Below are 18,830 nucleotides of genomic sequence, written 5' to 3'. Positions count from 1 at the left end.
TCAACCCCTCCTCGACAACGCGTCCGCCAACCTGGTCGTGGACCGACCCCGGTGGTAGGGCACGACGACGGTGCGACCGCCCCAGCGGCGCACCAGCTCCGCTTCGGGCAGCGACCCGGCCCGGTAGTCGCCGCCCTTGACCCAGATGTCCGGCCGCAGCCGGTCCAGCACCCGCTCCGGGGTGTCCTCCTCGAAGACCACGACCTCGTCCACGCAGGCCAGCGCCCGCAGCACCTCCACCCGGTCCGACTCGCGGGTGATCGGCCGGTCCGGGCCCTTGAGCCGCCGCACGGACCGGTCGGAGTTCAGGCACACCACCAGGCAGTCGCCCAGCGCTCGGGCGGCTTCCAGGGTGCGGACGTGGCCCGCGTGCAGCAGGTCGAAGCACCCCCCGGTGGCCACCACGGTCCCACCACGCGCCCGCACCGCGTCCACTGTGGACAATCGCTCGGCCGCTTCGGCGCGTGCGGCGAACCCGCCCGCGCCACCGCGCAGCAGGAACTCCGCGGCCGAGAGCACCGCGTCGGTCACCGCGTCATCGGTGGCCGCGCCCGCCATCAGCCGGGCGGCGGCGGTGACCGCGAACCGGTCCCCCGCCCCGCACGGGTCCACCACGGGGATGCGCGGCGCGGGCACCGCCGTCATCGCGCCGCCGCCCGCCAGCAGCGCACCTTCGGCGCCGAGCGTGACCACCACCGCCCGCGCGGACCACCGCTCGCGCAGCGCCTCGGCGGCGTCGGCGGGGTGCTCGCACCCGCTCAGCCCCGTGGCCTCGGACTTGTTCGGGGTGACCAGCCGGGCCCCCGCCACCGGGGCCGGGCCGCGCGGGTGCGGATCCCACACCAGCGGCTTGTCCCGCAGCGCGGTGCGCAGCCGCCGGTCCCGCACGAGCCCGCGCCCGTAGTCGGAGACCAGCACGAAATCCGCGCCGCGCACCGCGTCGAGCATCTCGTCGGTGGCCGAGGGCGCCCCCGGTCCGCCGCCGCGGTCGACGCGGGCCAGCGAGTGGCCGCCGCTGCGCAGCCGCGTCTTCACCGGGGTCGGCACGGGCGAGGGCCCGTAGACCCCCTTGACGTCCGCCAGCCGCTCCCGCAGCCGTTCCCCGTCGGCGTCCTCGGCGATGGCGCTGACCAGCGTCACCTCCAAGCCGTCGGCGTGGGCCAGCGCGGCGGCCAGCGCGGCCCCGCCGGGGCGCGCGTGCTCCGCCTCGACCTCCAGCACCGGCGCGGGGGCGTCCGGGCACAGCCGGTCCGCGTTGCCCTCCACGTCCACGTCCAGCAGCGAGTCGCCCACGACGACGAGTCTCACGACACCCTCCGGTCCGCCGCGGGCAGCGCCGCCTCGAACGCCTTGCACAGCACGTGCACGGCCACCAGCTGGGCCTCCTGCACGTTGGCCGAGCGGCCGGGCAGCACCAGCGCGTCGTCGGCGGCCTCGGCCAGCGGGTTGGGCGCGGGGCCGGTCATCGCCCACACCAGCGCGCCCGCCTGGCGACCCGCGCGGGCGGCCTCGATCAGGTTGCGGCTGCGCCCGCTGGTGGACAGCAGCACCACCACGTCACCGGGCCGGGCGTGCGCGGTGACCTGGCGGGCGAAGACGTGGTCGTAGCCGTAGTCGTTGCCGATCGCGGTGACGCTGGAGGTCTCCGCGCACAGCGCGATGGCCGAGAACGGCTGCCGGTCGTCGCGGAAGCGGCCGACCAGCTCGGCGGTCAGGTGCTGCGCCTCGGCGGCGGAGCCGCCGTTGCCCGCGGCCAGCAGCCTGCCGCCCGCGGTCAGCCGCTGCGCCAGCACGCCACCCCACCGGGTGATGCGCGGGGACTGGGAGCGCAGGCCGGTCAGCGACTCGGCCAGGCCGTCGTAGTGGTCGCGCAGCTCGGCGCTCATCGCGCGCTCCCCGCCGCCACGCCCGCTCGACGCCCCAGCTGCGCGCCCGCGCGCTGGTAGACGCGCTCGGTGTCCTCCGCGATCCGGTCCCAGGTGTAGCGGGCCTGGACGCGGTCCGCGCCCGCGACGCCGTAGGCGTCCCGGCGGGCGTCGTCGGCCAGCAGCGACCGCAGCGAGCGCGCCAGCGCGGCCGGGTCGCGCGGCGGCACCAGCAGGCCGGTCACGCCGTCCACGACGGTGTCGGTCAGCCCGCCCACCGCCGAGGCCACCACCGGGACCCCGCAGGCCATCGCCTCCAGCGGCACGATGCCGAACGGCTCGTACCAGGGCACGCACGCCACCACGTCGGCCGAGCGCAGCAGCGAGGGCACGGCGGGGCGGGCGACCTGGCCCACCAGCCGCACCCGGTCGGACAGGCCCAGCTCGGCGGCGTAGGCGCGCAGCCGCCGCGCCTCCGGATCTTCGGCGAGCCGGTCGGCGGGCGGGCCGCCCGCGATGACCAGCTCGGTGTCCGGCAGCGAGCGCAGCGCGCTGATCAGGTCCTCGAAGCCCTTGCGGCGCACGAGCCTGCCCACCGTGACGACGCGGTGCGGCAGGGTGCGGGTCTCGGCCGGACCTTCGGGCTGGAACAGCACGGGGTCGACCCCGCACGGCACCACCGAGATCCGCGCCCTCGGCAGCCCCATGCGCATCAGCTCGAACACCTCGTCCCCGCAGGTGGCGGCGATCCGGGCGACCTCGCGGCCGACCATGCGCTCGATGCCGACCCGCTCGGGCGGGCTGGTGTCCCGCTCGCCCTGGTGGCGCCGCTTGACCACGCCCAGCGCGTGGTAGGTCTGCACCACCGGCGCGCCCACTCCGCGCGCGCCCAGCACCGCGGCCAGGCCGGACATCCAGAAGTGCGCGTGCACCACGTCCGGCCGCTCCACGGCCCACTGCCGGGCCAGGAAGCGGGCGAAGTCGCCCATGTGCGGCAGCAGCTCGTCCTTGGCCACCCGCTCGGGTGGCCCGGCGGGCACGTGCACCACCTCGTAGCCCTCGTCCACGCGCACCCGCTCGGGCAGGTCCGGATCGTCGCGACGGGTGTAGACCGTCACCTCGTGGCCCAGCGCGCCCAGCCCGGCCGACAGCGCCGCCACGTGGACGTTCTGCCCACCGGAGTCGACCTCCCCCAGCGCCGCAAGGGGGCTGGCGTGCTCCGACACCATCGCGATCCTCATCCGCTCACCTCCGCCAACAACCGCTCCCAGTTCCGCAGGAACGCGTCCAGCCCGTAGTGCGCCAAGGCGAACTCCCTGGCCTGCTTGCCCTTCTGCCGCGCCAGTTCCGGGTCGGCCACCAGCTCGGCCACACCGCGCACGAGGTCCTCCACCCGCGTGGACACCACGCCCGCCTCCGGCGGCACCGCCCGCACCACCTCCGTGCACGCCAGCGCCACCACGGGCATCCCGAGGTGCATCGCCTCCAGCAGCGACAGCCCGAGCGAGGTCCACCGCACCGGGTGCAGGTAGAGCCGTCTGCGCGCGAGCTCGGCGTGCAGGGCGTCCATGCCGTGGTCGCCCCGGCCCATCTCCCCCAGCCGCTCGGTGCCCATGCCGTAGACGTCCAGCGGGGCCACCTCGGCGAAGCGCGGCAGCAGGTCGGTGCCCACCACCCGGCCGCGGCGGACCGGCTCGTTCACCACGACGGCGGCGCGGGCCAGCTCGCCGGTGTAGAGCGGGCCGGGGTCGACCACGCCATGCTCGATCACCTCGGTCCGGGTGGTGCCGCAGTCCCACATCAGCTGGTTGAAGTGCGTGACGTGCACGATGATGCCGGGCCAGTCGGCCAGCGGGTGCCGCTGACCGGGGTGCTTGGGGGTGTTGTGCTCCAGGTAGACAGCCGGGACACCGGACACGCGCTCGGCCTCCTGCGGCCGTTGCAGCACCACCACGTCGGCGTCCACATCGGACAGGGAGTCCAGCGGCACCTCGCGCGCGGCGGGCCAGTTCCGCCCCGCCAGCCCCCTGCCCCAGTCGCCGCCCTCCGGTGAGGCGGGCAGCAGGTACTCGTGCCCGCCCCGGACGAACGCGTTCGTCCACGAACCGTGCACGTGCCACAACAGGACTCTCATGCCCGTACTCCCACCAGCTCGGTCACCGCGGCCACCACATCCCGTGCGCTCACCCGGTCCAGGCAGGGGTGCCCCGCCACCGGGCAGTCCCGTGCGCGGGTTCCCCGGCACGGCGCGTCCTGGTCGCCCAGCAGCACGTGCCTGCCGTGCGGCGCCCAGCGGGCGGCGGGCACGACGGGCGCGAACAGCGAGACGACGGGTGTTCCCACGGCCGCCGCGAGGTGCGCGGGGCCGGTGTTGCCGACCACCACCGCGTCGGCGCGGGCGAGCAGCCCGGCCAGCTCCGCGAAGGTGGTCCTCCCGCCGAGGTCGACGCCGTGCGCGCCCGCGACCTCTGCGGTCAGCGCGGTCTCCGAGGGGCCGCCGGTGACCAGCACGCGGTGCCCGGCCTCGGTGAGCGCCACGACCGCCTCGGCGCACCGCCGCGGCGACCAGGCCCGCGCGGGCACGGAGGCGCCGGGGTGCAGCACGACGTACGGTCCGACCTGGGCGGGCTCCGGCGGCGGCAGCACGGCCAGCCGCCCGTCGTCGCCGGGGGGCAGCTCGAACCCGGCGGCCACGGCCACCTCCAGCGCCCGCTCGGCTTCGGGCACGTCCGGGTCCTCGCGCAGCCGCACGTCCAGCAGCGAGCCGGGATAGTCCACGGAGCGGGCGACGATCCTGGGCACGCCCGCCAGGCGCAGCAGCAGCGCCAGCGGCAGCGGGCTCTGGTGGAAGGAGGTGAGGACCAGCGCCACGTCGACCCGGAGCCCCTTGAGCAGCGCCACCAGCCCGTCGATGTCGGCTCCGCGGACGTCGGGGGCCGGGTTCGCGATCCACGGGCACGCCCACCGCACCACGCGCGTGACACCGGGCAGCAGTTCGGCGGCTTGCGCGCCCGCTGGGCCGCACAGCAGCACCACCTCGCCCGCCGTCGCGGCGGCGCGGATCGCGGGGCCCGCCAGCAGCACGTCGCCGTCGCTGTCCAGCCGGGCCACGAGCGTCCTCACAGCACCACCGCCAGCGCCGAGCGCAGGTCCGACGCGACGTGCGGGGCGCGTCGGACCTCTTCGACCAGGGTGACCTCGGTGGGCACCAGGACGGGGAACGCCCCCGCCGAGCGCGCCGCCTCCACGTCCGCCTCGATGTCGCCGACGAGCAGGGTGCGCTCCGGGCGCACGCCCAGCGCCGCGCAGGCCGCGAGCACCAGCCCCGGCTTGGGCTTGCGGCACGGGCAGTGGTCCTCGGGCCGGTGCGGGCAGATCTGCCAGGTGTCGAAGCGACCGAGCAGCCGCTCGACGCGCGCGTTCACCGCCGCCACCCGTTCGTGTGTCAATGTCCCCCGTCCGATGCCGGACTGATTGCTCACCACACCGAGGGGAACCCCCTGCGAGCGGAGCTCGTCGAGCACCTCGCGCGCCCCCGGCACGGGCTCCACCAACGCCGGGTCGCCGTTGTACGGAACGTCGCGGATGAGCGTGCCGTCCCGGTCGAACAGCACGGCGTCGGGCAGCCCTTCGATGTGGTCCACAGAGGAGAGTTAGCCCGTCAGCCGGTGGACAAACACTTCTCGGAGAAACGCTACTCACAGTCACCCGTGTGTGGGCCGCGACGGCGGGCGGCGCGACTCCGGAGGTGTGAGCGCCCGCCCGACGGGTAACCGAAGAACGCACGACAATCCGAAGGAAGGTTGCACAGTGACGACCATCGAGAAGTCCGTGGACGTGGAGGTCCCGGTCACGACGGCCTACAACCAGTGGACCCAGTTCGAGTCGTTCCCGCACTTCATGGAAGGCGTCGAGCAGATCACCCAGGTCACCGACACCAGGACCCACTGGGTCACCAAGATCGGCGGTGTGACCAGGGAGTTCGACGCGGAGATCACCGAGCAGCACCCGGACGAGCGAGTGGCGTGGCACAGCGTCGACGGCCCGCCGCAGGGCGGCGTGGTGACGTTCCACCGGCTCGACGACCGGCACACGCGGGTTCACGTGCAGATGGAGTACGACCCGCAGACGCTGACCGAGAAGGCGGGCGCCGCGCTGGGCGTGGTGGAGCACCGCGTCAAGGGCGACCTGGAGCGGTTCAAGGAGTTCATCGAGCACCGCGGCGCGGAGACCGGCGCGTGGCGCGGTGACGTCGCCCGCCCGCCGCAGGCGGGTGAGACCCGCACCGACCTGCCCGATGGCGGACTGCCGGGTGACCGGATCGTCTGACACCCATTCGAGGAAGCGGCCCCCCAGGGGCCGCTTTTTCGTGCCCATTCCCGGTGGCCTGGAACAAAGTGGCCGGGAACGAACGAAAGGGCCGCGGAGAACGTTCTCCGCGGCCCTTTCGCTGTGCGGGCTGCTCGCGAGCGGATCACCCATCGCGCAGGCGGTCGAACAATCCCCTGACGGACTGGCGCAGTGCTGACGCGGCGTCACCGAGGAGGGAACTCGACCGGTTCTCCGGCTCCATCCCCGGCACCGGCTGGGCACCGGGGTCGACGCCCGCGTCGACGCCGTGGCCCAGCAGTTCGCGCAGCACCTCCAGCACCACCTCCGGGTGCCCCAGCGGGATCGGCGCGGCGAAGGTCTGCACCGACCGGATCGTGCCGTCGTACTTGGTGGCCAGCTCGCCCACCCGCGCGCCTGCCGCCGCACCCGCGACCAGGTGCACCGGCACACCGCGCTGGGCGCAGTCGTCGAACACCCGTTCGACCTCCGACCAGGACTCGTCGGCGGCGGGCAGCCTGCACCAGGTGACGTGCAGGTGGTCGGTCAGCGGGCGCCACGTGGCGGGCAACTCGCCGTGGATGGCCACACCGGCCGGGTCGAGCACCACCACGACGGGCGCGTCGGCCGGGCCGGTGGACACCACCGACGGTCCAGCGCTGCGAGCTTCTTCCACGTCACACCACCTCCACGACTGAGGGCTCCACGCAGTACACCGTGTACGCGGACCGGATGATGGGCTGCGCGACGTTGCGCACCCGGACTCCGCCGGGGGTCATGCCGTGCTCGGTGCCGAAGTGGGCGTGCCCGTGCACCGCCAGGTGGGTGCCGGTGGCGTCGATCGCCTCGCCCAGCAGGTAGGAACCGAGGAACGGGTAGATCTCCGGCGGCTCGCCGCGCAGCGTGTCCGGCACCGGGGCGTAGTGCGTCAGCGCCACCTTGACGTCGGTGTCCAGCGAGGCCAGCGCGCCCTGGAGCCGTTCGGCGATGTCGCAGGTGTGGCGGATGAACGCCTTCATCTCCGGCTCGCCGAAGGCGCTGCCGCACTTGCCCGCGAAGCCGCCGCCGAAGCCCTTGACCCCGGCCACGCCCAGCGTGCGGCCGTCCACGTCGAAGGTCGCGGTCTCGCCCTCCAGCACGCTGATGCCCGCGTCGCGCAGCAGCTTGGTGATCTCGTCGGGCTTGTCGTCGTGGTGGTCGTGGTTGCCCAGCACGGCGACCACCGGCACCGGCAGGCCGCTGAACTCGTCGGCGACCACCTGCGCCTCGTCGAGGGTGCCGTGCCGGGTCAGGTCGCCCGCGAGCAGCAGCACGTCGGCGTGCTCGTCGAGCTTCTCCAGCGCGGGCCTCATCCGCCCGCGCGCGTCCTCGCCCAGGTGCACGTCGCCCACGGCGGCGATGCGGATCATCGCAACTCCTCCCGCCCGCCGGGCTCGCCCACCGGGACGACCTGCACGTCGTCCAGCACGGTCAGCTCCGGCGCGATGTCGTGGATCACCGCTTCCAGTTCGGCCCGCCGCTCGGCGCTGGCCACGTCACCGGAGAGCAGGACGTGGTCGCCCCGCACGGTGACGCGCACCCCGAGCTCGGTGGTGCGCGGGTCCTCGGCCAGCGCCCGCCGCAGCCTGGCGGCCAGGTACTGCTCCGGGTCGGTGCTCATGACGCACTCCTCTCCGCCAGGTCCCGCGTCAGCTTCGGCTCCACCAGGTTCAGGCGCTCGACCAGCAGCAGGAACGCCTCGGCGTAGGGCGAGTCGGCGGTGGCCTCGCGCACCTTGTCCCAGTCGATCTGCTCGCGCAGGGCGCGCGCGAAGGGCAGCAGCACGCTGAAGTCGCAGCGGTGCCCGTCGAGCACGAGCAGCTTGCTGATCATCACCTCGGTCGCGGGCATCACCGGCAGCACCACCGAGCCGACCGCCAGCTCCTCGGCGCGGGCCAGCGTCTCGTCGGTCACCGGGATCTCGTTGGGCCGGTAGAGCAGGTCCACCAGCAGGTCGCCGTCGTAGACCTTGAGCAGCCAGTCCTCCGGGGGTTCGGCCGCGCGCATCCCGGCGGCCACCAGCGCCCGCACCGCGGGTTTGGCATCCTCCTCGCGGACCAGGATGTCCGCGTCGTGAGCTGTGGCGGGCCCACCTCGCGCGTACACCGCGCACCCACCCGCCAACGCGAACGGGATGCCTTCGGCGCGCAGGGTCTTGGCCACCTTGGTCAACGTGCGCAGCAACTCGTCTTGTAGGCCGCTCATGGCGTCCTGATTACCCAAGCGGCGTGAGGTTCACACGGGTGGCGACGGGTACCCGGCGCGCATGACCGCGACCCCGCCCGACCCCGACCCCGCACGCACCCCCGGCCTCGAACCCGGTGGCGGCGTCACCCCCGGCGACACCCCGCCCGACGCGGCCCAGACCTCGGGCCTGTCCCACCCGCAGCCCATGCCGTCGCGACGCGGGCCGATGATCACCCTGGTGCTGGTGGCGGTGCTGACCCTGCTGGTGCTGGCGTTCGTGGTGGCCGAGGTGATGAGCTGGAGCAAGGTCTTCTAGTCCACTCGGGACCTCGGGGCGCGGACCCTGGGGACGCGGACCTCAGGGGCGCAGCGGCGGCTGGCCGGGCACCCCGCGCCGCTCCCCCAGTCCGGTGAGCAGGTCGCGCACCACGTCGCGGGCGTCGTGGCGCGGGGTCCAGCCCAGCACCTCCCGCGCCCTGGTGGTGTCCAGCAGCGGCGTGGTCAGCGCCAGGTCCACCCAGCCCGGCGAGGTGGGCTGCAGGCGCAGCCGCCACGACACCTTCGCGGCCAGGCGCAGCGCCCTCGGCGGGATCGGCACGTGCCGCGCCCGCATGACCTCGGCCAGCGCCCGCGGCGTCAGCACCGGGTCGGCGGCCAGGTTGACCGCGCCGGGAACCCTGCCCAGCACCACCCGCGCGACCGCGTCGGCCACGTCCTCGGCGTGCACGAACTGCAGGACCAGCGACTTGGGCAGGGGCAGCAGGGGCAGCCGGGTCCGGAACAGCGCCGAGGGCACCAGGCCGCCCAGGAAGTAGCGCTTGATCTCGGCCGCCGCGTCCGGTTGCAGGATCAGCGCCGGGCGCACCCGGCTGACCAGCAGCGACGGGTTCTCCCGCGCCACCCGGTCGAGCAGCCGCTCCACGGCGGCCTTGTGCCTGCTGTAGTACGAGCTCGACACGCCGTCGGTGGGCCAGCTCTCGTCGACCGGGCGCTGCTTGGAGGCGGGCGAGTACGCGCCGACCGACGACATGTGCACCAGGTGCGGCACGCCCGCCCGCACCGCCGCGTTGAACACGCGGTCGCTGCCCGCCACGTTCGCCCGGTACAGGGCCGTCTCGTCGTGGGAGGGCTGGATGCGCCAGGCCAGGTGGACCAGCGCGTCCGCGCCGCGCAGCACCCCCTCCAGCACCTCTTCGGCGCCCTCGCGGCCGAGGTCGACCGGGGTCCAGTCGGCGGGCGGGTCCTGCGGGGTGCGGCGGGAGACGCCGTGCACCCGGACCTCGGGCTCTTGGGCGAACCTGCGCAGCAGTGCCGTGCCCACGTTGCCGCTGGCGCCGGTGACGACGATCCTCATGACCACCGGACTACCCAAAGGTGTGCCGCGCGCAACCAGCGCGCTGGGCCGAGGTGCCGGGCGTCCGACTAATCGCCGCCCAGCCAGATCTCCTCCATGTGGTACGTGGCCTTCTCGGTGTGGCGGACGCGGAAGGCGGACATCCGGAGTTCGGCGAAGCCCCACGGGTCGTGCGGATCGAGCAGTTGGCGGCCGAAGTGCTCCCAGGGAACGCCCAAGGGCTCCTCGTCGAGGTCGATGCCTGCCTCGGCGAGCGCTTCGGCGCTGAGGCCGAGTTCGCGCGCGATGGCGTGCGGGTCACCGTCGACGTAGCACTCGTCGGCGAGGGACCAGCCCTCGGTGTGCAGCGTCAGCCCGCCGGGCAGGTGGACGGCGGTCTCCTCGTGTGTCGCCCCGCGGTCGACGTGGGCCGACCCCACGACCCTGGCTTCGGGGTGGCGTTGGGCCAGGGTGCTGGTCACGTCCCACAGGGTGGTGCCGTCGAGGCCGTCGTCGACGAGAGCGAAGTCGCAGACGGCGGTGACGCCGCCCCAGCACCCGACGAGGACGACGTCCAGGTCGGTCCGCGTCCACGGCGACCTGGGGATGGCGTTGGTGAGCGGCAGCTCCTCCAGGACGGCTTCGACCGTCGGGAAGGACTGCGCGAAGGCTCGTGCGCGCGCCGGGTCGTGCGGGGCGAAGTTGGCGGGAGAGCTGCGCGAGCGGGGGTGGAACGGGGGGAGGACGACGGCGATGGTGGAGTTGCCGTAGCCGTTGACTTCCTGGTCGTCGATCACGCCGCCACAGTAGCCAGAGCCGATGCCCTGGTCCGGGGCTGTCGCCGACCGCACTCCCCCCGCTCCCGCTTCCCCGAGCGCGGCTAGCGGTTGAGCGCGGAGCGGATGAGGTCGCGGGCCCGGTCCATCAGCGCGGTCGGCGGCCCGAGCAGGAAGTTCGCGGCCGGGGACTCCACTCCGGGGTGGGGGCGGGTCGGCGCGACGGCCTCCGCGGCCCGCACGGCCTTGGCCAGCGCGCGCAACCGGTCGCCGTCGTACTCCTGGCGCAGCCGGGGGAACTCCTCGCGCTCCTCGTGCTCGGCGTGCGCCAGCACGTCCTCGCGCAGCTGGACCAGCAGCGTGTCGAAGCCCTCCGCCTCGGGGCCGATCTTGTCCAGGGTGACCAGCAGCTCCTTGGCCCGCCGCTCCTCGGCCACGCGCGCGTCCACGACCGCGTCGCCGCCCTCGCCGCGCCGGGCGGCCGGGTGGACGATCTCCTCCTCGGCCGTCTCGTGCACCGCCAGCAGCCGGACCAGGTCGCGGAACGCCTCGTTCCGGTCCGCGCCGGAAGCCGTCTCGACCTTGGTGAACAGGTCCCGGATCTCGCCGTGCTGGCGGACCAGGAGCTCGATGACGTCTTCTTGTTCGCTCATGCGGGCCGGTTACCCAGCGGGCCCGCGGTGAATCCGCGGGGGACGGCTACCCCCGACGAGCCGCCGTCCCCCACGGGGTCAACTGGGCCGGGCGACCGTGAGCTCCCTGGCCGCCGCATAGCGCTCGCGCACGTGCGGCGTCGCCTCGGCCTCGAAGACCTCGGACGTCAGCGAGCTCCACAGCGGCGGGGCGTCGGCCCCGCTCACCGCCCACGCCGCCTGCCTGGCCGCGCCGTCGGCGACGTACTCCCCCGCCGCGGGCACGACCACCTGGCAGCCGAACACGGCGGGCGCGATCCGCCGCACCGCCTCGGATCGCGCGCCGCCGCCGATGAGCAGCACCCGGCGCAGCGGGGTGCCCGCGGCGACCAGCGCGTCGATCGCGTCGGCCAGGCTGCACAGCAGGCCTTCCACCGCCGCCCGCGCCAGGTGCGCGGGGGTGGCGGTGTCCAGCCGCAGGCCGTGCAGCGCGCCGGTCGAGTCCGGCTTGTTCGGCGTGCGCTCGCCCTCCAGGTAGGGCACCAGCGCCAGGCCGCCCGCGCCCGCCGGGGCGGACAGCGCCAACCTGGACAGCTCGGCCAGGTCCACGCCGAGCATGGCCGCGGTCGCGTCGAGCACGCGGGAGGCGTTGAGGGTGCACACCAGCGGCAGGTAGGTGCCCTCCGCGTCGGCGAACCCGTTCACGATCCCGGTGCCGTCGGCGACCGCGGACGCGGACCGGGCGAAGGCGGTGCCGGACGTGCCGACCGACACCACCACGTCACCGGGCTGGATCTGCACGCCCAGCGCCGCCGCCGCGTTGTCGCCCGCGCCCGCGCCGTAGCGCCCCGCGGTCAGCTCGGCGGGACCGACCACCCGAGGCAGCAGCGGGACCTTGCCCATCGCCAGCTCGAGCAGGTCCGGCCGGTAGTCCTCTGTGGACGGGGACCAGTAGCCGGTCCCGCTGGCGTCGCTGCGGTCGGTGACCAGCGCGTCGAGCCCGCCGCCCGCCAGCTTCCAGGTGAGCCAGTCGTGCGGCAGGCACACCGCGGCCGTGCGGGCGACCGACTTCGGCTCGTTGCGCGCCAGCCACCGCAGCTTGGTCACCGTCAGCGAGGCGACCGGGACGCTGCCGATCGCCTCGGCCCACGCCTGCGGACCGCCCAGCTCGCCGATCAGCTCGGCGGCCGCGCCCGCCGAGCGCGTGTCGTTCCACAGCAGCGCGGGCCGCACCACCTCGCCGCGGTCGTCCAGGCAGACCATGCCGTGCTGTTGCGCGGCAACGGAAACCGCCTCGACGTCGGCCAACCCGCCCGCCTGCGAGACCGCCTCCTGCAAGGCGTCCCACCACGCGTCGGGGTGGACCTCGGTACCCGCCGGGTGGGGTGCACGCCCCTCCCGCACCAGCGCGCCGGTCTCGGCGTCGCGCACGACCACCTTGCACGACTGGGTGGACGAGTCGACGCCCGCGACGAGGGCCATCAGCGGGCGCCCAGCAGGTGCTCCAGGGCCAGCTGCGACAGGCGCACGAAGCCGAAGCCGCGCTCGCCCGCCTTCTGCGGGTCGAAGTCCGCGTCGGCCTTCAGGAAGTCCTCGATGGACTCGCCGGCCGAGAGGGTCGGCTGGGCCAGCTCCTCCAGACCGCTGTAGCGCAGCGCCTCCTGCACCTCCGGGTCGGCCCGGAACGCGGTCGCCCGCTCGCGCAGGATCTTGTAGGTGCGCATGTTGGCCGCCGCGCTGTCCCACACGCCGTCGATGTCCTCGGTGCGCAGCGGCTTGTAGTCGAAGTGCCGCGGGCCCTCGTAGCCGCCGTGCTCCAGCAGGTCGACCAGGAAGAAGGCGGACAGCAGGTCGCCGTGGCCGAACACCAGGTCCTGGTCGTAGCGCGGACCCTTCTGGCCGTTGAGGTCGATGTGGAAGAGCTTGCCCTGGTACAGGGCCTGGGCGATGCCGTGCACGAAGTTCAGGCCCGCCATCTGCTCGTGGCCGACCTCGGGGTTGACGCCGAACAGCTCGTGGTGCTGCAGGGTGGAGATGAACCCGAGCGCGTGGCCGATGGTGGGCAGCAGGATGTCGCCGCGCGGCTCGTTCGGCTTGGGCTCCAGGGCGAAGCGCAGCCCGTAGCCCTGGTCCTGCGAGTACTGCGCGACGGTGTCCAGCGCCTCGCGGTAGCGCTCCAGCGCGGCCCGCACGTCCTTGCCCGCGTCGGTCTCCGAGCCTTCGCGGCCACCCCACAGCACGATGGTCTCGGCGCCCAGCTCGGCCGCCAGCTCCAGGTTGCGCAGCACCTTGCGCAGCGCGAACCGGCGAACCGAGCGGTCGTTGCTGGTGAAGCCGCCGTCCTTGAACACCGGGTGGTTGAACAGGTTCGTGGTCACCATCGGCACGACGAGGCCGGTCTCGTCCAGCGCCGCGCGGAACGCGGCCAGCCGCCGGTCCCGCTCCGCCGCGCTCGCGCCGAAGGGGATCAGGTCGTCGTCGTGGAAGGTGATGCCCCACGCGCCCAGTTCGGCGAGCTTGCGCACCGCCACGGGCGCCTCGAGCTCGGGCCGGGTCGCATCGCCGAACGGGTCGCGCCCCTGCCAACCGACGGTCCACAGACCGAAGCTGAACTTGTCCACGGTGACACCTCCAATAAGTTTGATGCCTAAACTTATCTCATCCAGCCGCTAGTATCCAGCGGGTGTCCAGACCGCAGCCCGCGAGCCAGCACACCGTGCGCAGGCACAACTCCGCCCTCGTCCTCGACGCCATCGCCGCGGGCCCCGGCTCCTCCCGCGCCGCCGTGGCCGCCCGCACCGGCCTGACCAAGGCCACCGTCTCCAGCCTGGTCGACCGGATGATCGGCGCCGGGCTGGTCGTGGAGGGCGAGGCGCAGGCCCGCCCCGGCCCCGGCAGGCGCGGCACCGCGCTGCACCTGTCCCCCTCCGGCCCGCACGGCCTCGGCGTGGAGATCGGCGTGGACTACATCGCCACCTGCCTGGTCGACCTCACCGGTCGGGTGCGCAAGCGCTGGCTGCGGCCCAGCGACAACCGGGCGTCCTCGCCCGGCCGGGTGCTGGCCAAGGTGGCCACCGCGGTGCGCACGGCGGTGCGCGAGGAGGTGCCCATCGGCGGCCTGGGGGTGGCGGTGCCCGGCCTGGTGGAGTCGGCCAGCGGGACGCTGCGGGTGGCGCCGAACCTGGGCTGGCGCGAGGTGGACGTGCGCGGGGAGCTGGACCGCCGGATCGGGCTGGACGTGCCGGTGCTGGTGGGCAACGAGGCGAACCTGGCCGCGCTGGCCGAGCTGTGGCACGGCGACGGCGCGGCGGACTTCGTGCACGTCTCCGGCGAGATCGGCATCGGCGCGGGCATCGTGGTGGACGCCCAGCTGTTCGAGGGCGTGTCCGGGTTCGGCGGCGAGATCGGCCACCTGCCGGTGGACCCGCGCGGACCGCGCTGCCCGTGCGGGTCGCGGGGGTGCCTGGAGCGGCTGGCGGGCCAGGACGAGATGGTGCGCGCGGCGGGCGTGTCGGGGCCGGAGGAGCTGCTGACCCGGCTGGCGGCGGGCGACCGCACGGCGCTGATGGCGGTGCGCTCGGCGGCGAAGTGGCTGGGGGTGGCGCTGTCCGCGGCGGTGAACCTGCTGGACCTGCCCACGGTGGTGCTGGGCGGGACGTACGCGCGGCTGGAGCCGTGGCTGCGCGAGCCGCTGGAGGCGGAGCTGGCCAACCGGGTGATGAGCGCGGAGTGGGCACCGGTGCGGGTGGTGGCCTCGTCGCTGGGGGCCGAGGCGGCGGTGCGGGGCGCGGCGGGCGGGGCGGTCCGGGCGATCCTGGCCGACCCGGACCCCTACGTGGCCTCCGTACTGGCCTGACCCCCCGCTCCACACGTCAGCAAGTACTACCCGACCGCCCAGGACAGGCCGGTAACTACCACCCGGCGCACCGAGCGCGCGGCTCGTGGTGCGCGAACGCTCGGTTGGCGGTGCTTGAACGCTCGGTTGGCGGTGTCCGAGTGCCCGGTTCGCGGAAGGCGGGGGCCGTGGGTCACCCGTGCGAAGGACAACCCTGTCACCCATCCGCAGGAAGTGTGAGCAGCTCCGCGTGGTCAGCGGGCGGCGAGCGTTCACCTGCGCGTTCCCAGCGGGTAAGGTGCCCGCGCTGGTGGGAAACCTGCGAGGGGGTCGACCGATGCCGCGTGGCGAGCGACCGCTGGACGTCGGCGACAGCCCCCTGCTCAGGTTCGCCGCGGACCTGAGGTCGCTGCGCGACAAGGCGGGCGGCCACAGCTACCGCCAGCTCGGCGCGCGGGCGCACTACTCGGCCACCACCCTGTCCGACGCCGCGGGCGGGCGCAAGCTGCCCAGCCTGGCGGTCACCCTGGCCTACGTGCGCGCCTGCGAGGGCGACGTGGCCGAGTGGGAGGACCGCTGGCACCGGGTCGCCGCCGAGGTGCTGCCCTCCCCCGAGCCCGCGCCGGAGGAGGCGCAGCCGCCCTACGCGGGCCTGGCCGCGTTCCGCGTCGAGGACGCCGAGTGGTTCTTCGGGCGCGACCGGTTCCTGGAGGACCTGCTGGCCAAGGTGCGCGCCCGGCGCTTCGTCGCGGTCTTCGGCGCTTCCGGCGCGGGCAAGTCCTCGCTGCTGCGCGCGGGCCTGGTGCCGCGCTTCGAGGGCACCGCGGTGGTCACCACCCCCTCCGCGCTCGGCGTCGACCCCGACGCCCTGGACCAGGCGGCCGACCTGGTCATCGTGGACCAGTTCGAGGAGGTCTTCACGCTGTGCCCGGACGCCGGGCGCCGGGCCGCGTTCGTCGAGGCCCTGCTGGCCGCCCCGTTCCGGGTGGTGCTGGGCGTGCGGGCCGACTTCTACGGCCACTGCGGGCAGCACCCGGCCCTGGTGGACGCGCTGGCCGACGGCCAGCTGCTGCTCGGCCCGATGGGACCGGAGGAGCTGCGCCAGGCGATCATGCGGCCCGCGGTGAAGGCGTCGTGCACGGTGGAGACCGCGCTGGTCTCGCGGCTGGTCGCGGACGCGACCGGGCAGGCGGGCGTGCTGCCGCTGCTGTCGCACGCCCTGCTGGAGACCTGGCGCAGGCGGCGCGGCACCACGCTGACGCTGGCGGGCTACGAGGCGGCGGGCGGGGTGCAGCACGCCATCGCGCAGACCGCCGAGCGCACCTACACCTCGCTGGAGAAGCAGCAGCGGGTGCTGGCCAGGCAGGTGTTCCTGCGGCTGACCGCGCTGGGCGACGGCACCGAGGACACCAAGCGCAGGCTGCCGCGCGGTGAGCTGGACGCCGACGTGGACGTGGACGTGGTGCTGGACCGGCTGGCGCACGCCCGGCTGCTGACCCTGGACCGCGACGGCGTGGAGATCGCCCACGAGGCGCTGATCCGGTCGTGGCCGCGGCTGCGCGGCTGGCTGGCCGAGGACCGCGACGGCCTGCGCACCATGCGGCAGCTCAGCGAGGCGGCGGCCACCTGGGAGTCGCTGGGGCGCGACCCGGACGCGCTGTACCGGGGCACCCGGCTGGACACCGCGGTGGAGTGGACCCAGCGCTCCGGCGCCCGCACCAGCACCAGGGAGCGGGACTTCCTCGACGCCAGCCTGGCCGCGCGCGACCGGGAGCGGGCGCTGGCCCACCGGCGCACCCGCAGGCTGCGCCAGCTGGTCGCGCTGCTGCTGGCGCTGCTGGTGCTCGCGGCGGGCGCGACGACGCTGGCGGTCCGGTCCCAGCGGGCGGTGGTCGAGCAGCGCAACAGCTCGGTGGCGCGGTACGTGGCCTACGAGGCCCAGAGCAAGCTGGGCACCGACCAGAACCTGGCCAACCAGCTGTTCCTGGCCGCGCACCGGCTCAGCGGCACCGAGGACCTGCGCGACGGCGTGCTCAGCGCGCACGCGGCCATGTCCAGGGACGTGATCAGCCGCGAGCAGCGCTCCCCCGGCCAGAGCAACCCGGACGGCACGCGGCTGCCCACCGCGCGCGTCCCCGAGGTCCCCGACGACACCACCTACCGCGCGCTGGGCCGCCTGACCTCGCCCGCGAACTCGGTGACCTCCTTCGTGGCGACACCGTCGAACGAGGCGTTCGCGACCACGGCGGAGGCGCACCGGGGGCGGGTCTGGGACCTCACCGAGGCGCGCTCGCCGGTGGTCGCGCACACCTTCCCCGACCCGGTGTCGCACCTGGTCCTCGCGCCCACCGACGGCCGCCTGCTGGTCACCGCGGACGGCGTGGAGGTGACCCTGTGGGACACCTCCGACCTGCGCTCACCGCGGCCGCTGGCCGCTCTGCCCGACCACGGCGGGCGGGTCGCGCGGCTGGAGTTCAGCTCGGACGGCAGGACGCTGGTGACCGTCGACGCGCACGGCGCGGTGCGGCTGTGGGACGTGACCGACCCGCGCGTGCCCAAGCAACTCGGGCTGCTGCCCGACGGCGGCGACGTGCGGGCGGCGGCGCTGTCGGCGGACCGCCGGACACTGGCCGTGGGCGGGCCCGGCGGGGCGATCCGGTTGTGGGACACCACCAACGGCTGGGCGCCGAAGCGGCTGGCGCAGCTGGACGGGCACCGGGAGAACGTGCTGGCGCTGGGCTTCCGCGCCGACGGGACGGCGCTGGCCAGCGCGGGCAGGGACGGCACGGTGCGGTTGTGGGACCTGGCCGACCGCCCCGCCCCCCGTGCCGTGGCCAAGATCAGCGGGCGCACCGAGGGCGTGCTGTCGGTGTCGTTCGGCACCCGCAGCCAGGTGGTCACCCTCAGGAACGACGGCACGACCCGGCTGTGGGAGTTCGACTTCGACCTGGCGGCAGGCCAGATGTGCGCCGCCGCCGCGCGGTCGCCGATCAGTCGCGACGACTGGCGGTTCTACTTCGGCGACGTGGAGTACCAGCCGCCCTGCGGCTGACCGGGTGGCACCGGGTGGCGGGGGCCCGGCGACCGGCCGATAATCCCCAGGGTGACCACTCCCCGTGATGACGACCTCACCCGGCCGGTGCCGGTGGAGGACCCGGCGACCTCGCCGACGCCCGCGGTGCCGTCACCGGTCGGCGGTCCGCTCGACGCGACTCCTCCGCCGCCGCAGCAGCACCGGCCGCGGCCCACGCGCACCAGCGGCACCTGGGTCGCCGTGGTGATCGCGATCTTCGTGCTGACCTTCCTGCTGGTGTTCATCCTGCAGAACCTGGCGGGTGTGACGGTCAACTTCCTGGGCGGCTCGGCCGCTCTGCCGCTGGGCGTGGCGCTGCTGTTCGCCGCGATCGCCGGGGCCGCGGTGGTGGCGCTGGTCGGGGCCGCGCGCATCCTGCAGCTGCGCCGCCAGGCCAAGCACGCCCCGCGAGGGTGAAGACCCCGGTGGCGCGGCAGTTGCCGGCTGCCGCGCCACCGGGCCGAACGAGGGCCCGCCCTACCCCGGTGGGCGGCTCGCGCCGCCCGCGGTGGGCGCGGTGGGGTCGACGATGCTGCCCTGCCAGCTCGCCGGGGAATTGAATCCCGCCGCGCCACCGGTCCCGGTGGCGGGTTGTCCACCCTCGTCGATCGTGGGGGGCGAAGCGCCGGTGGGCGCCTCGCCCCGGTGCGCTCCGCCGCCGAGGACGCGCTCCGCCTGCCCGCCGGGCAGCCTGGGCACCGCCGACGCGGTGGTCAGTCGCGGTGCCATAACGGCGCTCCTTCGCGCGGTCGGGCGGCGGG

The 18,830-nt window shown here is 74.7% G+C and carries 21 protein-coding genes; 5 read left to right on the top strand and 16 right to left on the bottom strand.

Going from position 1 to position 18,830, the window contains the following annotated elements; genetic code table 11:
* The 6 genes from rfaE2 to JOF41_RS07295 are packed head-to-tail and all read right to left on the bottom strand — an operon-like array spanning position 1 to position 5,509.
* The gene (gene rfaE2, locus JOF41_RS07320; protein WP_189225894.1) at positions 1 to 1,308 is read right to left on the bottom strand and encodes a D-glycero-beta-D-manno-heptose 1-phosphate adenylyltransferase; all 1,308 of its coding nucleotides are present in this window, start codon (positions 1,306 to 1,308) and stop codon (positions 1 to 3) included.
* Complete coding sequence (locus JOF41_RS07315) at positions 1,305 to 1,886, bottom strand: D-sedoheptulose-7-phosphate isomerase (RefSeq protein WP_189225893.1); 582 nt, start codon at positions 1,884 to 1,886, stop codon at positions 1,305 to 1,307. The genes rfaE2 and JOF41_RS07315 overlap by 4 nt, the downstream gene beginning before the upstream one ends.
* Positions 1,883 to 3,106: a glycosyltransferase gene (locus tag JOF41_RS07310; protein WP_209617273.1), complete on the bottom strand. Its 1,224-nt coding sequence runs from the start codon at positions 3,104 to 3,106 to the stop codon at positions 1,883 to 1,885. Before JOF41_RS07310 ends, JOF41_RS07315 begins: the two co-directional genes overlap by 4 nt.
* Positions 3,103 to 3,999, bottom strand: coding sequence for a glycosyltransferase (locus JOF41_RS07305; RefSeq protein ID WP_209617270.1), 897 nt, complete (start codon positions 3,997 to 3,999; stop codon positions 3,103 to 3,105). The genes JOF41_RS07310 and JOF41_RS07305 overlap by 4 nt, the downstream gene beginning before the upstream one ends.
* Positions 3,996 to 4,988, bottom strand: coding sequence for a glycosyltransferase family 9 protein (locus JOF41_RS07300; RefSeq protein ID WP_189225890.1), 993 nt, complete (start codon positions 4,986 to 4,988; stop codon positions 3,996 to 3,998). The genes JOF41_RS07305 and JOF41_RS07300 overlap by 4 nt, the downstream gene beginning before the upstream one ends.
* On the bottom strand, positions 4,985 to 5,509 hold the full coding sequence (locus JOF41_RS07295; protein ID WP_209617265.1) for a D-glycero-alpha-D-manno-heptose-1,7-bisphosphate 7-phosphatase: 525 nt from the start codon (positions 5,507 to 5,509) through the stop codon (positions 4,985 to 4,987). The genes JOF41_RS07300 and JOF41_RS07295 overlap by 4 nt, the downstream gene beginning before the upstream one ends.
* A gap of 166 nt (positions 5,510 to 5,675) precedes the next feature.
* Here JOF41_RS07295 and JOF41_RS07290 point away from each other — a divergent pair, with 166 nt between their 5' ends.
* Positions 5,676 to 6,194, top strand: a complete 519-nt coding sequence (locus JOF41_RS07290; RefSeq protein ID WP_189225889.1) for an SRPBCC family protein — start codon at positions 5,676 to 5,678, stop codon at positions 6,192 to 6,194.
* A gap of 145 nt (positions 6,195 to 6,339) precedes the next feature.
* Here JOF41_RS07290 and JOF41_RS07285 read toward each other — a convergent pair whose 3' ends face one another.
* The 4 genes from JOF41_RS07285 to JOF41_RS07270 are packed head-to-tail and all read right to left on the bottom strand — an operon-like array spanning position 6,340 to position 8,438.
* A complete protein-coding gene (locus JOF41_RS07285; RefSeq protein ID WP_189225888.1) occupies positions 6,340 to 6,870 on the bottom strand; it encodes a hypothetical protein in 531 nt (176 codons plus the stop codon).
* A gap of 1 nt (position 6,871) precedes the next feature.
* On the bottom strand, positions 6,872 to 7,603 hold the full coding sequence (locus JOF41_RS07280; protein WP_189225887.1) for a metallophosphoesterase family protein: 732 nt from the start codon (positions 7,601 to 7,603) through the stop codon (positions 6,872 to 6,874).
* Positions 7,600 to 7,854 (bottom strand): BON domain-containing protein, encoded by a 255-nt coding sequence (locus JOF41_RS07275; protein WP_189225886.1) that lies wholly within the window; start codon positions 7,852 to 7,854, stop codon positions 7,600 to 7,602. Before JOF41_RS07275 ends, JOF41_RS07280 begins: the two co-directional genes overlap by 4 nt.
* A complete protein-coding gene (locus tag JOF41_RS07270) occupies positions 7,851 to 8,438 on the bottom strand; it encodes a nucleotidyltransferase family protein (RefSeq protein ID WP_189225885.1) in 588 nt (195 codons plus the stop codon). Before JOF41_RS07270 ends, JOF41_RS07275 begins: the two co-directional genes overlap by 4 nt.
* Positions 8,439 to 8,499: 61 nt before the next feature.
* Here JOF41_RS07270 and JOF41_RS07265 point away from each other — a divergent pair, with 61 nt between their 5' ends.
* The gene (locus tag JOF41_RS07265; protein WP_189225884.1) at positions 8,500 to 8,736 is read left to right on the top strand and encodes a DUF6480 family protein; all 237 of its coding nucleotides are present in this window, start codon (positions 8,500 to 8,502) and stop codon (positions 8,734 to 8,736) included.
* 42 nt (positions 8,737 to 8,778) lie between these two features.
* Here the strand turns inward: JOF41_RS07265 and JOF41_RS07260 are convergent, their stop codons facing one another.
* The 5 genes from JOF41_RS07260 to xylA form a co-directional block, all read right to left on the bottom strand.
* Entirely contained in the window at positions 8,779 to 9,774 is a 996-nt protein-coding gene (locus JOF41_RS07260) for an NAD-dependent epimerase/dehydratase family protein (protein ID WP_189225883.1), read from the bottom strand.
* A 68-nt stretch (positions 9,775 to 9,842) separates the two neighbouring features.
* A complete protein-coding gene (locus JOF41_RS07255) occupies positions 9,843 to 10,550 on the bottom strand; it encodes a DUF6333 family protein (protein WP_209617263.1) in 708 nt (235 codons plus the stop codon).
* Between the two features lie 83 nt (positions 10,551 to 10,633).
* Positions 10,634 to 11,182 (bottom strand): hemerythrin domain-containing protein, encoded by a 549-nt coding sequence (locus tag JOF41_RS07250; RefSeq protein ID WP_189225881.1) that lies wholly within the window; start codon positions 11,180 to 11,182, stop codon positions 10,634 to 10,636.
* A gap of 78 nt (positions 11,183 to 11,260) precedes the next feature.
* Positions 11,261 to 12,643 carry a xylulokinase gene (gene xylB, locus JOF41_RS07245; RefSeq protein ID WP_209617261.1) on the bottom strand — a complete coding sequence of 461 codons (1,383 nt, stop codon included), beginning with the start codon at positions 12,641 to 12,643 and terminating at the stop codon, positions 11,261 to 11,263.
* Positions 12,643 to 13,782 carry a xylose isomerase gene (gene xylA / locus JOF41_RS07240; RefSeq protein ID WP_189225879.1) on the bottom strand — a complete coding sequence of 380 codons (1,140 nt, stop codon included), beginning with the start codon at positions 13,780 to 13,782 and terminating at the stop codon, positions 12,643 to 12,645. Before xylA ends, xylB begins: the two co-directional genes overlap by 1 nt.
* Positions 13,783 to 13,844: 62 nt before the next feature.
* On the opposite strand from xylA, the gene JOF41_RS07235 reads away from it, so the two are divergent.
* The 3 genes from JOF41_RS07235 (at position 13,845) to JOF41_RS07225 (ending at position 18,486) form a co-directional block, all read left to right on the top strand.
* Positions 13,845 to 15,017, top strand: coding sequence for an ROK family transcriptional regulator (locus JOF41_RS07235; RefSeq protein WP_189225878.1), 1,173 nt, complete (start codon positions 13,845 to 13,847; stop codon positions 15,015 to 15,017).
* A gap of 316 nt (positions 15,018 to 15,333) precedes the next feature.
* A complete protein-coding gene (locus tag JOF41_RS07230; protein WP_209617259.1) occupies positions 15,334 to 18,048 on the top strand; it encodes an nSTAND1 domain-containing NTPase in 2,715 nt (904 codons plus the stop codon).
* A gap of 51 nt (positions 18,049 to 18,099) precedes the next feature.
* Positions 18,100 to 18,486, top strand: a complete 387-nt coding sequence (locus tag JOF41_RS07225; protein ID WP_372448473.1) for a LapA family protein — start codon at positions 18,100 to 18,102, stop codon at positions 18,484 to 18,486.
* Positions 18,487 to 18,546: 60 nt separating this feature from the next.
* Here the strand turns inward: JOF41_RS07225 and JOF41_RS07220 are convergent, their stop codons facing one another.
* Entirely contained in the window at positions 18,547 to 18,798 is a 252-nt protein-coding gene (locus JOF41_RS07220) for a hypothetical protein (protein WP_209617257.1), read from the bottom strand.
* Positions 18,799 to 18,830: the final 32 nt, after the last annotated feature.

This window comes from Saccharothrix coeruleofusca, assembly GCF_017876325.1.
Classification (GTDB): Bacteria; Actinomycetota; Actinomycetes; order Mycobacteriales; family Pseudonocardiaceae; genus Actinosynnema; species Actinosynnema coeruleofuscum.
This window is presented reverse-complemented; position numbering and strand designations above follow the sequence as displayed.

Excerpts from the sequence above, each read along its gene's own strand:
- JOF41_RS07315 (WP_189225893.1), bottom strand. The coding sequence starts at position 1,886 with ATGAGCGCCGAGCTGCGCGACCACTACGACGGCCTGGCCGAGTCGCTG.
- JOF41_RS07310 (WP_209617273.1), bottom strand. The coding sequence starts at position 3,106 with ATGAGGATCGCGATGGTGTCGGAGCACGCCAGCCCCCTTGCGGCGCTG.
- JOF41_RS07305 (WP_209617270.1), bottom strand. The coding sequence starts at position 3,999 with ATGAGAGTCCTGTTGTGGCACGTGCACGGTTCGTGGACGAACGCGTTC.
- JOF41_RS07280 (WP_189225887.1), bottom strand. The coding sequence starts at position 7,603 with ATGATCCGCATCGCCGCCGTGGGCGACGTGCACCTGGGCGAGGACGCG.
- JOF41_RS07275 (WP_189225886.1), bottom strand. The coding sequence starts at position 7,854 with ATGAGCACCGACCCGGAGCAGTACCTGGCCGCCAGGCTGCGGCGGGCG.
- JOF41_RS07270 (WP_189225885.1), bottom strand. The coding sequence starts at position 8,438 with ATGAGCGGCCTACAAGACGAGTTGCTGCGCACGTTGACCAAGGTGGCC.
- JOF41_RS07265 (WP_189225884.1), top strand. The coding sequence starts at position 8,500 with ATGACCGCGACCCCGCCCGACCCCGACCCCGCACGCACCCCCGGCCTC.
- JOF41_RS07260 (WP_189225883.1), bottom strand. The coding sequence starts at position 9,774 with ATGAGGATCGTCGTCACCGGCGCCAGCGGCAACGTGGGCACGGCACTG.
- JOF41_RS07250 (WP_189225881.1), bottom strand. The coding sequence starts at position 11,182 with ATGAGCGAACAAGAAGACGTCATCGAGCTCCTGGTCCGCCAGCACGGC.
- xylB (WP_209617261.1), bottom strand. The coding sequence starts at position 12,643 with ATGGCCCTCGTCGCGGGCGTCGACTCGTCCACCCAGTCGTGCAAGGTG.
- JOF41_RS07230 (WP_209617259.1), top strand. The coding sequence starts at position 15,334 with ATGCCGCGTGGCGAGCGACCGCTGGACGTCGGCGACAGCCCCCTGCTC.
- JOF41_RS07220 (WP_209617257.1), bottom strand. The coding sequence starts at position 18,798 with ATGGCACCGCGACTGACCACCGCGTCGGCGGTGCCCAGGCTGCCCGGC.